The following is a 15,293-nucleotide window of genomic DNA, read 5'->3' as shown; positions in this document are numbered from 1 at the left end:
CATGCTGGACGCTTGATGAAACGCCCAAGAGGAAAACATGACCCAAGCGTCCAGTCCCCCCGCGGTTTCCATCAGAAATGTCGCCAAGAGTTTCGGGAAGGGCATTTATGCCTTTCGCGTGCTGGACGACGTCTCGCTCGATATCGGGCGACGCGAGTTCTTCACGCTGCTCGGCCCATCGGGCTGCGGCAAGACCACGCTGCTCCGGTTGATCGCCGGCTTCGAGACGGCCGACACCGGCACGATCTCCATCGAGGGCGAGGACGTCACCGCCCGCCCGCCCTTCCATCGCCCCGTCAACACGGTGTTCCAGAGCTACGCGCTCTTCCCGCATCTAACCGTGGAACAGAACGTCGCGTTTGCACTGGAAGAGCAGGGCATGGCGCGCGATGCCATCCGCAAGCGCGTCGGCGAGGCGCTGGAGATGATGCGCATGGGCAGCTTCGCCAAGCGCAAGCCGGCCGAACTTTCCGGCGGCCAGCAGCAGCGCGTGGCGCTAGCGCGAGCCCTCGCACCGCGGCCGCGCGTCCTGCTGCTCGACGAACCGCTCTCGGCGCTTGATCTCAAGCTCCGCAAGGAAATGCAGATCGAACTGAAGCTGCTGCAGGAAGAGGCGGGCATCACCTTCCTCTTCGTCACGCATGACCAGGAAGAGGCGCTGACGCTCTCCGACCGCGTCGCCGTCATGCAGTCGGGCCGCATCCTGCAGATGGGGCCGCCCCGCGAAATCTACGAGGCGCCGACACACCGCTTCGTTGCCGATTTCATCGGCGATATCAATCTCCTGGACGGGGAGGCGCTGCCGGGCGGCGGCGTTCGCCTGGAGGGTGGTACGGTGCTTGCCGCCCCGCATGCGGCGTCCGGCAAGGTGACGGTCGCGATCCGCCCCGAGCGGGCGAAGCTGGTGCCTGTGGGCGAGGGCGCACTGGAGGCGACGCTGGTGCATTCGGCCTATCTCGGCACCGCAATGCTGCACAAGCTCGATCTTCCCGGCGGCGGCACCTTCCTGCTGCGCCAGTCCGATCCGACGGAGGCCACGCCCGAAACGGGAAGCCGCGTCGGCCTCGCGCTGCCTGCCGAAGCTTTGCGGGTGCTCGCCCAATGAGCGCCGCGCTCCGCCGCTTCTTCCTCCTGTCGCCGGCCCTTGCGGTCATCCTCTTCCTCATCGGCGTGCCCCTCTGCCTGATGGCCTGGGTCTCGCTGCTCGACAAGGGCGGCACATCGGGCGTCGACTGGTCCTCTGCGCCCTCGGTCGCCAACTATGTGCGCCTCGCCTGGGAGGAGGATTTCGACGGGACGATGATCCTCAACACCAGCTACCTGATGATCTTCCTGCGCTCGGTGGCGTTGGCCGCCGTGACCACCGTGCTGAGCCTCGCGCTCGGCCTGCCGGTGGCGCTGTGGATGGCGAGCCTTGGCCGTACCGGCCGCGACGTCATGCTGCTGCTCATCACCATCCCGTTCTGGACGAACCTTCTGGTGCGCAACTATGCCTGGCTGATCATCCTGCGCGAGGATGGCTGGGTATCGAAATTCGTCAACATGATATCGCCCTGGCCGGTGCAGCTGCTCTACAACGACGCGGCGGTGGCGATCGGCCTCACCTATTCCTTCCTGCCCTTCACCATCCTGCCGCTCTATACCGTCTTCGAGAAATTCGACTGGCGGCTGCTCGAGGCCGCGCACGATCTCGGCGCGACGCGCCGGCGGGCGCTGCGCCGTGTCGTGCTGCCCATCGCCACGCCCGGCATCGTCGCCGGTGCGCTGCTCGTCTTCATTCCCTGCCTCGGCGCCTTCGTCACGCCCGCCCTGCTGGGCGGCGGCAAGACGCTGATGCTCGGCAACATCATCCAGATGCAGTTCGGCGCTTCGCGCAACTGGCCCTTCGGCGCGACGCTCGCCGTCGTCCTTCTCGGACTGATGCTCGTCGTGATGACTGCCATGGCGCTCTGGCGCAACAGGAGGACCGCATGAACCCGCGGCGTTTTCCCTTCACGCGCGAAACCGCGCTCTTCGTGCTGGCCTATCTCTACGTGCCCGTCGTGGTGCTGATCGCCTATTCCTTCAACGCCAACCGCACGGCGACGGTGTGGACCCACGCTTCCTTCGACTGGTACGGCCGCATTCTCGTCAATCCGTCGATCCAGGCGGCGGCGTGGAACTCGCTGGTCATCGCCATCTCGGCGGCGACGGCGGCGACGATCCTTGCGCTGCTTGCCGCGCTTGCCACCCGGCGCGCCTTCCTCGGCCGCGGGGCGTCCGAGGCGATCCTCAACATGCCGCTGATCCTGCCGGAAATCGCCGTGGCGGTCGCAACCCTGCTGCTCTTCGTTTCGCTCGGCGTGACGCTCGGCCTCGGCGCGATGGTGGCGGCCCACACCGCCTTCTGCATCCCCTTCGCCTATCTGCCGATCCGCGCCCGGCTCGACGGCATCAGCGGCACCTATGAGGAGGCGGCGCACGATCTCTACGCCAACCGCTTCCGCACCTTCCGCCGGGTGACGATGCCGCTGCTCTGGCCCGGCGTCATGGCCGGCTTCACGCTCGCCTTCGTCACCAGCCTCGACGACTTCCTGACCTCGTTCTTCCTGGCCGGCCCCGGCCTGACGACGCTGCCCGTCTACATCTTCTCAGCCATCCGGGCCGGCATCACGCCGGAGATCAACGCCATCTCGGCGGTGATGCTCTTCGTTTCGGTGCTGCTCGTGTCGCTTTCGTTTTTCCTCGGCCGCCTGCGCCGATAACCCTGGAGGAGACTGCCATGAACCTGAAATCCTGCCTCGGGGCGGCCTTTGCCGCCGCCGCCCTTCTCGTGCAGCCCGCCGCGGCGCAAGATGCGGAAAAGACGCTCTATTTCTACAACTGGACCGACTATTACCCGGTCGAGCTTCTCGCAAAATTCGAGAAGGAGACCGGCATCAAGGTCATCCTCGACGGCTATGACAGCAACGAGACGCTGCTGGCCAAGCTGCAGTCGGGCGGTGCGTCCTACGACGTCATCGTGCCGAGCGACTACGTCATCCCCGGCCTCGTCAAGGACGGGCTGCTGATGAAGATCGACACCCATTCCATGTCGAACTACGCGACGCTGAAGGACGCCTTCAAGAACCCGGACTTCGACCCCAAGCACGAATATTCCGCCCCCTATCTCTGGGGCGTCACGGGCATCGCCTATGACAGCGCCCAGGTCGAGGGCGGCAAGCTGGAGGACAGCTGGAAGGAGTATTTCGAGCCGCGGCCGGAACTCGAAGGCAAGATCGCCGCGCTCGATACGGGCAGCGACGAAATCCTCGCCGCCTCGCTCTATCTCGGCATTCCGCAGTGCACGGAGAGCAACGAGGACGCCGCGCGCATCCTCAAATTGCTGGAGGGCTTGAAGCCGAAGCTGAAGCTCTATTCCTCCGACAGCGTGGTCGACCGCATGGCGGCCGGGGAGGTCGCGATGCACCATGTCTGGAACGGGGCGACGGCGCGCGCCACCGCCCAGCGCGACACGATCAAGTTCATCTATCCGAAGGAAGGCACGCCGATGTTCCGCGACAATTTCGCGGTGCCCGCCAACGCGCCGCATCCGGAAAACGCGAAGATCTTCATCAACTGGATGATGGCGCCGGAAAACGCCGCCGCCGTTTCCAATGCCATCGCCTATGCCAATGCCACGCAGTCCGACCAGTTCCTGAGCGAACAGTGGCGCAAGATGGACGCGATCAACATGCCGGAAGCCTTCGCCTCGCGCCTCGTGCCCACGCAGGACTGCACCGGCAAGGCGCGTGACCTGCGCGACCGCATCTGGACGCGCCTCAAGGGCTGATCGCCATGGACGACAACCGGCGCGGCCTTGCGGGGCCGCGCCTTCGGCTGAAAGGGAGGCAGATATGAGCGTGACCACCTATTCCAACCTCGTCGACCCCGATGGGCGGGCCATCGGCATCCGCTGTGCGGGCGGCGTCATCGAAGCGATCGGTCCCGGCATCGATGCGCCCGATGCGGTGGACGGGGAGGGGCGGCTCGTCGTGCCGGCCTTCGTCGAACCGCATATCCATCTCGACAAGATCCTGTGGGGCGAGCCATGGCAGCCCGGCCCGCGCGTTTCGCGGCTGCTCGACTATATCGACAACGAGCGCAAGGTGCTTGCCGCCGTGCCGACGCCGCCGGCAGTGCGGGCGGGGCGCATCCTCACCGAAATGCTGCGCCACGGCACCACCGCTGTGCGTTCCCACATCGACGTCGCGCCGGACATGGGCCTTTCCCATGTGGAAGCGATGTTTACGGTGCGCGAGGAGTGGCGCGACCGGGTGGACCTGCAATTCGTCGCCTTCCCGCAGCAGGGCCTCCTTTCGCGGCCCGGCACCACGGAATTGATCCGTGCAGCCATCGACATGGGCGTCGAGACGGTCGGCGGGCTCGACCCGGCCGGCATCGACGGCGACCCGGACGGCCAGTTGCGCTTCATCTTCGACCTCGCCGTGGAAAAGGGCGCCGGCGTCGATATCCACCTGCACGATACCGGCGATCTCGGCGCCTGGCAGGTCGAGCGTATCGCCGACTACACCGAAGCTTCCGGTCTTGCCGGCAAGGTGATGATATCCCATGCCTATTGTCTCGGCATGATTTCCGAGCGCCGGCTCGACGCCATCGGCCGCCGCCTGGCGGATTTAAAGATGTCGCTGATGACCTCGGCTCCCGCGGACATCGCCGTGCCGCCTGTCGAACGCCTGACGGAACTCGGCGTCACCATCTGTTGCGGCTCGGACGGCATACGCGATTCCTGGTCTCCGCTCGGCAATGGCGACATGCTGGAGCGCGCCTTCCTCACCGCCTATCGCTTCGACTGGAACCGCGACGAGGATTTTCGCCGCGCCCTGTCCTGCGCCACCGCTGTCGCCGCCCGCGCCATCGGGCTGGAGAACTATGGGCTCCACGCCGGTGCCCGCGCCGATTTCGTGATGCTCGAGGCCGTCAATGTCGGGGACGCCATCTGCCGCCGCCCGGCCGGCCGCCGCGTGGTGCGCCGTGGCGCTGTCATTTCCGGCTGAGGCAGGACGAAGCTTTTGGCTTCTGCCTGTTTCGAGCCCCAACGAAAAACGCCCCGCATGTGCGGGGCGCTTGTCGTTGCCTGCAAATTCCGGCGTGCTTAGGCCGCGGCGCGGTTTTCCACGTCGGTGGGCACGGTGGCGATCGTCTTCAGGATCTGGGACGCGATCTGGTAGGGGTCGCCCTGCGAGTTCGGGCGGCGGTCTTCGAGGTAGCCGCGATAGGCGTTGTTGACGAAGCTGTGGGGCACGCGGATCGAGGCACCGCGGTCAGCCACGCCGTAGCTGAACTGGTGGATCGAGGCCGTCTCGTGCTTGCCGGTGAGGCGCATGTGGTTGTCGGGGCCGTAGACCGCGATGTGGTCGGCGCGCGCTTCGGCGAAGGCGGCCATCAGGTCTTCGAAATAGGCCTTGCCGCCGACTTCACGCATATAGGCGGTGGAGAAGTTGGCATGCATGCCGGAACCGTTCCAGTCGCTGTCGCCGAGCGGCTTGCAATGGTATTCGACGTCGATGCCGTACTTTTCCGTCAGGCGCTGCAGCAGGTAGCGGGCGAGCCAGATTTCGTCGGCGGCCTTGCGCGAGCCCTTGCCGAAGACCTGGAATTCCCACTGGCCCTTGGCGACTTCGGCGTTGATGCCTTCATGGTTGATGCCGGCGGCAAGGCAGATGTCGAGATGCTCTTCGACGATCTTGCGGGCGACATTGCCGACATTGCCGTAGCCGACGCCGCAATAGTACGGACCCTGCGGGGCGGGGAAGCCGGCTTCCGGGAAGCCGAGCGGGCGGCCGTTCTGGTAGAAGAAATATTCCTGCTCGAAGCCGAACCAGGCGCCCTCGTCATCGAGGATCGATGCGCGCGTATTGGAGGGGTGCGGCGTCTTGGCGTCGGGCATCATGACTTCGCAAAGTACCAGCGCGCCGTTCTTGCGCTCCGGATCCGGATAGACGGTGACCGGCTTCAGCACGCAGTCCGAGCTGCTGCCTTCGGCCTGCAGGGTCGAGGAACCGTCGAAGCCCCAGAGGGGAAGCTGTTCCAGCGTCGGGAACGCGTCGAATTCCTTGATCAGGGTCTTGCCACGCAGGTTCGGGGTGGGCTTGTAGCCATCGAGCCAGATGTATTCGAGCTTGTACTTCGTCATTTCGTTCTCTCACGCCACGCTGGATTTGCGACGCAGCCGGGTCTGCGGGATCGGCCCGGCCGCCGATGATTTCTAGGAAGCATCAATCGTGCCAAATTGAAATCGACGGGCGAAATTCTGAAAAATCGCTGTTCTTGATAGTGGAGTGGCGAGGAGCGTTGATGTTTGCGCGCAAGGAAGCAGCGAATTGCGCAAAAAATAGGCAGACTTTTGCGCGCTGCAACAAATTTGCTCTGGTCAGGAAATGAAGGGAGAGTGGCCAGCGACTATCCCATCCGCTAGGACGTGGCCGGCCAGAGACTGGATAGGGGGAGCCGGATGCGCGCGAGCCTGCGGGCGAAAGCCATTGCGATTTGCGAAGACAAGATTGCCAGGAAGGGCGAGGGCGTCGGACTGTCGTTCTATGCCTTCTTTGCCAACAGGAACGACGACCCGGAGCTTCTGATGGAGGCTGCGACATGGTGGATCAAGACGCACCGGCTGGACCACTTTGAAAAGGCCGCCAAAATCCGTGCCATGATCCTGGCCGGCCAGTAGACCGGTAGCGAGAAAGGCAAGGCATGCGCAGGAAGATGACCGAGGAACAGATTGCGGACTTCGTTCGCGACATGGCGGCAACGGGCTGCGAGATCCTTGCCGTCGGCGATGACAGTTATGTCGTCGCCGATGCCCATCTGCCGGACGACGTCTATGCGGCGATCGAACCGGAGATCGAGCGCATCTCGCAAAAATATGGCCAGCGCGATCACCTGCGGGAGCAGATCGCCGCCTATCTCCGCTCCATCGGTCGGATCTATCCTGCATCCGGCCCGCGCTAGAGTTTGTCAGGGAAAAGTGGGAACCGATTTTCCCGAAAAGACAAACGAAAACAAAAGAATTCAGAGCATGTCAGGTTCAATCTGAACCTGACATGCTCCAGCGGGTTCGTCGTCCTCGACCAGGGCGCATTGCAACGGACGGTATGTTTCGGTATCTAGTTCTCCCCAAAAGGGACGGTTTCTGCTCGGCTTGCATTGGGTGCGAAGGACTGTGGTAACGCCATCATGCGCGCCCGCAGGCTTTACGCTTTTTCCAGGACCTGTCGGCAGCGTTTCAAGGGCGAGGGGTGGCGGTTGGAGAATGCAATTCCATTTCCGATGAGGCGCCTGTCCTCCGAGCATGTGCCGCCCCGCGAGCGCATGGCCTTCGTGCACGACTTCGTCGCCCGCCACATCGGCGGGCTCCATTTCAGCCCGGCCGACCGCGACAACATTCGCATCGACCTGGAGGGGCTGATGCTGCCGGGTGGATTGACCATCGGCCGCAGCTTTTACGCCCCGATGCGCGGTGCGCGCACGCGCGATCTCCTGCAGGACGGGCGCGAGCACTATCTGATGGCGATCAACAGCGAGGACCACGAGATCGCGGTCGAGGGCAAGGCGCCGGTGAAGATTGCCGCCGGTGACGCCATCCTGCTGAACGAGGCGGGGTGCTCCGAATTCTGGCTCGGCAAGGCGACGCGCGTCGACGTCATCGCGCTCGACCGGCGGCTGCTTGCCGGCCTTGCGCCGCGCATTCCGATGGAGGCGAGCTACATCATTCCCTCCAAGGCCCCATCCATGTCGCTGCTGGTGGATTATGTCGAGGCGCTGCGCCGCAACCCGCCCGTATCGCTGAAGGCGGGCGAGCTTGCTTCCCGTCATGTCTACGATCTCGCGGCGCTGGTTCTCGACGGCTTCGTCCGCGGCGGCGCCGAGCGCAACGCGCACAGCATCGCCGCGGCGCGCCTGAAGCTCATTCAGAAAGATATCGTCGCGCGGATCGCTGATCCCGATTTGCGGATCGAGGCGGTGGCGCGCCGTCAGGGCGTGACGCCCCGCTATATCCAGCGCCTGTTTGAAAGTGATGGCACGACCTTTTCGGATTTCGTGCGCGAGCAGAGGCTGGACCTGGCCTTCTGTCTGTTGCGGGCGCGGGAGCGTGCGGGCAGCACGATCACGGCGATTGCCTACGATGCGGGCTTCTCCGACGTCTCCTCCTTCAATCGCGCATTTCGCAGGCGTTTCAACGCCACGCCTTCGGATGTCAGGGCCACGATCCTCGCTGGATAGGCCATTCCCCGTAAAATGACGCCATGTCACGTCGCCTGGCGCAAAGGTCGTTCGCCTTTGCCCAAGAGGAGCGCACGCGTCCCGCCTATGGTCCGCGCGCAATGGTGCGGAGCCGCACCCTGGAACCATTTGGGGGTAACGTGAGACGGTGGGGTATTTTGGAAACGTGTTTTCTCTCGGCAGAGGGCGATGGTGGATTTGGGCCGGATGGCGCCGTGGCGAAGGAAGCCGGCGGCAAGCGGCGATACGTGCGGCTTCTTCAGGCCGCGGCTCTTTGCATGGGGGCGATGCTGGCGCCGGTTCCCGCGCTGGCGCTGACGAGCGGCGAGGTCGCCAAGGTGGTGGATCTCATCGCGGCGCTTCAGCCGAGCCTTGGACCTTTCGCCTATGATGAAGAGATCGCCCGCGACTGGTTCGAGCAGGACGCCGAGAGCGGCGGCCTGATCCGTGCGGCGGGCTTTACCGCGGAAAGCTGGGAAACCGCGGTCGGTGAAACGTTCCGCGGCCTCATCGCGCTGGAGCCGCAGGGCAATATCGATGCGCTGCGCGCCAAGCTGGATCTCGGCATGGACAGTTTCACCCAGCTCAACGACGCGCAGAAGGCCGAGTTGCAACAGGAACTGGAAGCCGAATTCACGCAGATGCTGGCCCTGCGCGCCGAAGGGGCGGCCTATGCCGATATCGTTCGGCCGATCGCCCCGCGCCTCAATGCGCTCATCCAGGCCTCCTCCGAATGATCCGGCGTCACGCTCGGACACGTGATTGCATGTAAGGTGAAAGCGTCGTTTTGAGCACGGCCACTCCGGCGTCCTCCCCGCCGGAGTGGCGTTCGCATGTCCGGCATGGTCTCAACCTCTGTCTTCCTTCCAGATCCGCTCTCGCCCGCTCGGTACCAAAGCCGCGCCGGATCGATCGTCGCCGCCGGAATCGCACCGCTATCCCATTTGAGTGCTTGACCTTCACATTATGGTATACAATCATGGTGTACAATAATGTGCACTCATGGCGGACAATGTCCGCAATTTCAGGGAGGGAAAAATGAGTCAAATACATTCAGGCCTGTCGCGACGCGGCTTCATGGGCGGTGTCGGTGCCGGCGGGCTGGCGCTCGGCGTCGGCCTTGCGGGCAGCACCGCGGCGGCGGAAACGAAACCGATCGATGTCAGCATCGTCACCACGCCCGTCAGCGACGTCGAAGCGCTGCCGGACGCCTATTATCTGCTGAACGTGCGCCTCGAGACGGGCTTCGTCGAAGAGAAGAAGCCGTGGCTCGACGCGCCGGTCATCACCCATACCGAGACCGAGCTGAAGACGCTGCGCATCACCGGCGGCAAGATCGCCGAGATCCTCGATGCGAAGGCGGCCATTCCGCCGGGCACGACGACCTACGACGCGCAGGGTCAGCTCATGCTGCCGACCTTCCGCGACATGCACACCCATATCGACAAGACATTCTATGGTGGCCCCTGGGAAGCGACGATCCCGACGCAGAACTTCCGTGCGGACCGGGTCGCGCAGGAACGCGAGATCCTTCTCAAGCTGCTGCCGACGGCCGAAGAGCGCACCGCGGCGATCATCCGCCTGATGCATTCGCGTGGCACCACCGTCTGCCGTACCCATTGCAATGTCGATCCCGTCAGCAAGCTCGCCAATCTGGAACATCTCAAGGCCACCCTGGGACGCTTCAAGGATACGCTCGATTCCAAGATCGCCATCTTCCCGCAGCATGGCCTGCTGGCCTCCGACAGCGTTGGTTTGATGCGGGAGGCGCTGCAATCCGGCGGCGTCGACTACATCGGCGGCGTCGACCCGGCCTCCTTCGACAAGGACATGGAAAAGTCGGTCGATACGACCGTCCAGCTGGCGCTCGACTTCAATGTCGGCATCGACATCCACGTGCATGATCCGAAGGAAACGGCGATCCCGACGTTCAACCGCATCATGGACCATATGGAGAAGAGCAAGCAGCTGCAGGGCAATGTCACGTTCAGCCATGCCTATTCGCTGGCGTCGCTGTCGCGGGAAGAACTCATGGACTTCGCTGCCCGCATTAAGGCGCTCGGCGTCACCTTCGCCACCGCCGTGCCGCTCGGCCGCTACGCCATGCCGATCCGCGATCTGCACGAGGCCGGCGTCGAGGTCGTCTGCGGCACGGACAGCGTCATCGACTGGTGGGATTCCTTCGGCAATTGCGACATGCTGCAAAAGGCCAACGAAATCGCGCGTATCGACTATTCCAGCATCGAATACGAGATCAACCGCACGCTCGGCTATGCGACCGGCTTCGTCACGCCGCTCAACGACAAGGGCGAGCAGGTCTGGCCGAAGGCCGGAGACGATGCGAGCTTCAACCTCGTGCCGGCCAGCTGCTCGGCCGAGGCGGTCGCGCGCCTGCCGAACCGCAACGCCGTCGTCCACAAGGGCAAGCTCGCCTACGGCGCCATCGCCAAGGCTGGCTAAGCATACGGTCCCGGGTTCTGCCCGGGGCTGCAACGATCGCGGTCCGGCCCCTCGAACCGTTCGGTTCGAGGGGCCGAATTGTTTCTAGCCCTGCCGGCGAACCCGGCTGTCCGCCATGCGCTTCGATTACTTTAAGGGGCTGCAAACACACCGGCCGAGTGCACGCCGGAAATTCGCGATGTAACGCGGGGAGGAGAGTGGATCGGCCGCCGCTTCGGGAAGGATTGCAAGGCGCTGCCGCCGTGGCTGGATGTGCTTCCGGGGCTTCCTGCCTTGTCGAGACGGACAGGAAGAGGCCGGCGCGTTTGCGCCGGCCGAAACAAGAAGCGGCGCGAACATGCCTGGAGAATAGGCCGGTTCGCGCCGCAGGGAGGCGTGGGGTATGCCGGTTTAGCTCAATCGCCGGCAAGCCTCGCGCCTGGGGAGCATTGTCAGGCGGTTCCCTCACGCTGGTTGAGGAAGTGCTTCACGCAGAAGATGGCTGCGATCATGCAGTAGCCGTAGACCAGCGGCATGGCCTGGACCTGCGCGATGCCGACCGTGGGAGAGTGAATGACACCCAGGAAGGTCAGCAGGGCGCCGACGAGGGCCGCGATGATGCCGGCAACGGGGCGGTCGGTGATCGCGAAGATCGCGATGCAGCCCCAGGTCATGCTCGACAGCGGCGCGCCGTTGCCGAGGTTCGAGAGGCCCTGATAGTAGACGCCCTTGTGGGCGAGTGCTTCCACGCCGATCGTCTTGGCATTGGTTCCGGCGGCCGACAGCGTGTTGTTGAGCAGGGTCAGCGCCCAGTTCGCGATCCAGGGGAACATGGTGATGAAGATGACCGGCACTTCATTCTTGGGCGACTCGCGGACCACCTGGTTGCAGGTCACGACGCCGATATAGACGAGGATCGGCAGAACCGCGACCATCGGGATGACGGCCAGAAGGAAGGCGCCGAGGCCGAACAGGGTGATCAGGAACATGCTGATGCCGGTGAACAGCGTGTAGCCGGTGCTGGCGCCGATGGATTTCCAGCCGGCATGGCCGATATAGACCGTGACCGGGAAGGGGTTGCCGAACATGGCGCCGATCGTCGAGGACAGGCCGTTTGCCAGCATGACCTGACGGGTCGGATAGGGGTCGCCGGCAGCGTGCGCGCTCTCGATGTTCTCGAGGTCGAATACGTAGTTGGCAAGGCCGAGCGGAACGGCTGAGGCAAGGTAGGGCAGGGCATGCGGCAGACCCTGCAGGAAGCTGCCCACATGCAGCGTCGGCGGGTTGAAGCCGAAGGTGCTGAGCGATTCCGCAACGGCGGTCGGGCTCTGCAGGCCGAAGATCCAGGCGAGCGCGGTGCCGGTGGCGAGCAGCAGGAAGCCGGTCGGAACCTTCGGCAGGATCGGCTTCTTGCCGAACCAGTTGAGGAAGATCAGAACGAGCACCACGAAGGCGATGGTTGGCGACTCGAAGGACTGCAGCATCGGGTTCATCGCCAGGAGCAGCAGGCCGAGACCGGCAAGGCACGACAGCAGCACGGTGCGCGGGATCAGCTGCCGGATCTTTTCCCCGAGGAAAGAGCCGCCGGCGAGGATCGCCGCTTCGACGACGCACCAGACGAGGGCGATCTGCAGGGCGAATTCCGCGTCCTTGGTCTGCAGGTAGACCGGCAGGATCACGAGGAAGGTCACCGTGAAGATCGACGGCGAGCTTGGCCCCGAGGGCAGCGCCGTCACGTCCGTGCGACCGGAAGACTTCACCAGCCGATAGGCGAAGTAGGTGTACCAGAGGCTCGCAGCGAGAATTGCAAGGCCGAAGGCCGGTGCGATCCGCCCGTAGACCATTTCTTTCGGAAAGCCGACGACGAAGATCAGAAGGGCGATCATCGTCAGGAGATTGGTCAGGTTGTTGGCCAGAAGGCCGAAGTAACCACCCCAGTCCCCCTTTCGCCAAAGGAAGTTCTTGTCCATGTGTCTTTCCCCCCAAATGTGCGCAGAAATCCGGTGGCCATGCGGGCATGGCCACGGAAACTTGGTTTGCGCGGTGAAATGAGGCCCGGCTCTCCTCCAGAGCAGGGCCTATGCCAATCGTGACCTCAGGCCGTGAGGTCGATTTCCTTGCCAATGCCCCTTTCGCGGGCGCGGGCAATGATCAGGCCGCCGATCGCCAGGTCCTGCATGGCGAGGCCGACGGAGTTGAACAGGGTGATCTCGTCCGCCGACGTGCGGCCGGCGGCCGCGCCGGTGATGACATCGCCGATCTCGGTGGATGCCTGTTCCGCGGTGATCGCGCCCTCGGCGATGGCCATCAGCAGGTCGCCGGAATCGTGCATCGCCATCGGCACGCTGTCGAGAAACACCGTGGCCCGGGCCATGCCGGCGGAGTCGATCTCGCGATGGTCCGGACGCGGCGGCGCGCCGACGGCATTGATGTGCTGGCCCGGCTTGAACCAGGCGCCCTTGACGTGCGGCTCGCAGGACGGGGTCAGCGTGCAGACGATATCGGCTTCGGCGAAGACTTCTTCCGGCGAGGCGGCGCCGACGAGGATGAGATCGGGGAAGTCCTTGCCCACCCGTTCGATGAAGCGGGCGACGGTGGTGCCGGAGCGCGACCAGACGACGACGCGTTCGATCTGGCGGACCTCCCGTATGGCGCGGACATGCTCGACGGCAAGGTCCCCGGCGCCGATCACGCCGAGCACGCGGCTGTCGGCGCGCGAAAGATGGCGCGTCGCCACGGCGCTGGCGGCGGCCGTGCGGATGCGGGTGGGAATCTGGCCGTGGAAGATGGCGACCGGAGCGCCGGTCTCCTGCGAAACCATGAGCGCGACGGAGCGCTGCATCGGCAGGCCGCGCGCGGTGTTGTCGGGCATGTCGGCCAGCAGCTTGACGACGGCCAGACCCTGACGATCGGCCAGCGCCGGCATGGCGAGGAAGGCGCCGGTGCCCGAGGGCAGCTTCATCGCGACGGCGGCCGGCTGTGCGGCGGTGCCATTGGACATGTCGGCATGCGCGGCTTCAACCGCCTCGATGACCTCGGCCATGGTCACCAATCCTTCGATTTCGGACCGAGATAGCACGAGGGTCGTGCGCGGGGACAGGTGACGATTATCGGCTTCCATCGGCGTTCTCACTGGCTTCGGGTGATGTTGGAAATTCTCTCGTTCGGAAGAACCTCACGTCCTTCTAATACGCATGCTATGATCTTTGTATGCAATGTCAAGAAAGACAGAACACAAAAAGTTTTAAATTTTGGATGCGATAATTTGACTTGTTTGTACGCGATATTGTATACAATAATGACATTGACCGCGAGTGTGCTGGATGGGCGCCGCGGGTCCTGTGGAGGAGAGTTTCGGAGGCCGCAGATCGCTGCCGACCCGGTTTTCCGGGTGTCGGACGCTGTTGTGGCGTGGGAGGGGCATTCTGTGCCGGGGGCTCGAAATACGGTCGCTGCAGCACTAGCCTGAACGATCGGGGAGTGGATTGCCCGTTCAGATGGTATGCAATGGACGCGACCTTTCCGGCCGAGAACCGTTCCATACACGGCGCAGGAATAAAATCGTTTAGCCTGAGCTCAAAAGCGACAGAAATGGACGGATTCGCGCCGAGCGGTACTGGACAAAGCGGCGTCACTCCGGTCGTTATGCCGCGTTGGTTTTTTGCCGGCATGGCAAAGTGTTTGTGAATGAACGTGGAGTGGGGGGCAGAGAGAGAATGAACGCGAAGATTGGTGCGCTCAAAGAGAGCTACCCGGGGGAATCCCGCGTCGCCATGACGCCGGACAGTGCGGTTCAACTCGCCAAACTGGGATATGCCTGTTTCATCGAAACGGGCGCGGGTCTTTCGGCCGGCATATCGGACGACGGCTATCGCGCCGCCGGTGTCACGGTGGTCGACGATGCCGCCGCGCTGGTCGCGGCGTCCGACGTGATCGTCAAGGTCCGTCCGCCGACGACGGGAGAGGTCGAGCGGCTGTCTTCCGGCAAAACGCTGATCTCGTTCTTCTATCCCGGCCAGAATGCCGAGCTTCTGGAGCAGGCAAGGGCCACGGGCGCCAATGTCATCGCCATGGACATGGTGCCGCGCATCTCGCGCGCGCAGAAGATGGACGCGCTCTCCTCCATGGCCAATATCGCCGGCTATCGTGCGGTGATCGAGGCCGGCAACAATTTCGGCCGCTTCTTCACGGGCCAGGTCACGGCCGCCGGCAAGGTTCCGCCGGCCAAGGTCCTGGTGATCGGCGCGGGTGTCGCCGGCCTCGCGGCCATCGGTGTCGCCACCTCGCTCGGTGCGCAGACCTACGCCTTCGACGTGCGCCCCGAGGTCGCCGAGCAGATCGAATCGATGGGCGCCGAGTTCGTCTATCTCGATTTCGCCGACGGTCAGGGCGGCGTGCAGGACGGCGCGGCGACCGGCGGCTATGCCGCCCCGTCCTCGCCGGAATTCCGCGAGAAGCAGCTTGCCAAGTTCCGCGAACTCGCCCCGCAGATGGACATCGTCATCACTACGGCGCTGATCCCGGGCCGCGACGCGCCCAAGCTGTGGCTGGCCGACATGGTCGCGGCGATGAAGCCGGGCTCCGTCGTC

14 protein-coding genes are annotated in these 15,293 nt (G+C 64.2%); 11 read left to right on the top strand and 3 right to left on the bottom strand.

Going from position 1 to position 15,293, the window contains the following annotated elements; genetic code table 11:
• Positions 1-37: 37 nt before the first annotated feature.
• The 5 genes from V8U06_RS24655 (at position 38) to V8U06_RS24635 (ending at position 5,036) form a co-directional block, all read left to right on the top strand.
• Positions 38-1,105, top strand: coding sequence for an ABC transporter ATP-binding protein (locus V8U06_RS24655; RefSeq protein WP_427142924.1), 1,068 nt, complete (start codon positions 38-40; stop codon positions 1,103-1,105).
• Positions 1,102-1,974, top strand: a complete 873-nt coding sequence (locus tag V8U06_RS24650; RefSeq protein ID WP_427142923.1) for an ABC transporter permease — start codon at positions 1,102-1,104, stop codon at positions 1,972-1,974. Before V8U06_RS24655 ends, V8U06_RS24650 begins: the two co-directional genes overlap by 4 nt.
• Entirely contained in the window at positions 1,971-2,744 is a 774-nt protein-coding gene (locus V8U06_RS24645) for an ABC transporter permease (protein WP_226922069.1), read from the top strand. The genes V8U06_RS24650 and V8U06_RS24645 overlap by 4 nt, the downstream gene beginning before the upstream one ends.
• A 17-nt stretch (positions 2,745-2,761) precedes the next feature.
• Positions 2,762-3,811, top strand: a complete 1,050-nt coding sequence (locus tag V8U06_RS24640) for an extracellular solute-binding protein (RefSeq protein ID WP_427142922.1) — start codon at positions 2,762-2,764, stop codon at positions 3,809-3,811.
• 64 nt (positions 3,812-3,875) lie between these two features.
• Entirely contained in the window at positions 3,876-5,036 is a 1,161-nt protein-coding gene (locus tag V8U06_RS24635) for an amidohydrolase family protein (RefSeq protein WP_427142921.1), read from the top strand.
• Between the two features lie 98 nt (positions 5,037-5,134).
• Here V8U06_RS24635 and V8U06_RS24630 read toward each other — a convergent pair whose 3' ends face one another.
• The gene (locus tag V8U06_RS24630) at positions 5,135-6,175 is read right to left on the bottom strand and encodes a glutamine synthetase beta-grasp domain-containing protein (protein ID WP_427142920.1); all 1,041 of its coding nucleotides are present in this window, start codon (positions 6,173-6,175) and stop codon (positions 5,135-5,137) included.
• Positions 6,176-6,493: 318 nt separating this feature from the next.
• Here V8U06_RS24630 and V8U06_RS24625 point away from each other — a divergent pair, with 318 nt between their 5' ends.
• The 5 genes from V8U06_RS24625 to V8U06_RS24605 all read left to right on the top strand — a co-directional run bounded on the left by V8U06_RS24625 (position 6,494) and on the right by V8U06_RS24605 (position 10,725).
• Positions 6,494-6,712, top strand: coding sequence for a DUF6500 family protein (locus tag V8U06_RS24625; RefSeq protein WP_427142919.1), 219 nt, complete (start codon positions 6,494-6,496; stop codon positions 6,710-6,712).
• A 23-nt stretch (positions 6,713-6,735) separates the two neighbouring features.
• On the top strand, positions 6,736-6,993 hold the full coding sequence (locus V8U06_RS24620) for a hypothetical protein (protein ID WP_427142918.1): 258 nt from the start codon (positions 6,736-6,738) through the stop codon (positions 6,991-6,993).
• Between the two features lie 318 nt (positions 6,994-7,311).
• Positions 7,312-8,265, top strand: coding sequence for a helix-turn-helix transcriptional regulator (locus V8U06_RS24615; protein ID WP_427142917.1), 954 nt, complete (start codon positions 7,312-7,314; stop codon positions 8,263-8,265).
• 215 nt (positions 8,266-8,480) lie between these two features.
• Positions 8,481-9,002, top strand: a complete 522-nt coding sequence (locus tag V8U06_RS24610; RefSeq protein ID WP_427142916.1) for a hypothetical protein — start codon at positions 8,481-8,483, stop codon at positions 9,000-9,002.
• A 301-nt stretch (positions 9,003-9,303) separates the two neighbouring features.
• Complete coding sequence (locus tag V8U06_RS24605) at positions 9,304-10,725, top strand: amidohydrolase (protein WP_427142915.1); 1,422 nt, start codon at positions 9,304-9,306, stop codon at positions 10,723-10,725.
• A 431-nt stretch (positions 10,726-11,156) separates the two neighbouring features.
• Here the strand turns inward: V8U06_RS24605 and V8U06_RS24600 are convergent, their stop codons facing one another.
• Together V8U06_RS24600 and V8U06_RS24595 are read right to left on the bottom strand one after the other, a co-directional pair.
• Positions 11,157-12,674 (bottom strand): regulator, encoded by a 1,518-nt coding sequence (locus tag V8U06_RS24600; protein WP_427142914.1) that lies wholly within the window; start codon positions 12,672-12,674, stop codon positions 11,157-11,159.
• Positions 12,675-12,799: 125 nt separating this feature from the next.
• A complete protein-coding gene (locus V8U06_RS24595) occupies positions 12,800-13,825 on the bottom strand; it encodes an ornithine cyclodeaminase family protein (RefSeq protein WP_427142913.1) in 1,026 nt (341 codons plus the stop codon).
• A gap of 595 nt (positions 13,826-14,420) precedes the next feature.
• Here V8U06_RS24595 and V8U06_RS24590 point away from each other — a divergent pair.
• A partial coding sequence (locus V8U06_RS24590; RefSeq protein WP_427142912.1) for a Re/Si-specific NAD(P)(+) transhydrogenase subunit alpha occupies positions 14,421-15,293 on the top strand: 873 nt, incomplete at its 3' end.

It is taken from the genome of Shinella sp. G-2 (assembly GCF_050172695.1).
Lineage (GTDB): Bacteria > Pseudomonadota > Alphaproteobacteria > Rhizobiales > Rhizobiaceae > Shinella.
This window is presented reverse-complemented; position numbering and strand designations above follow the sequence as displayed.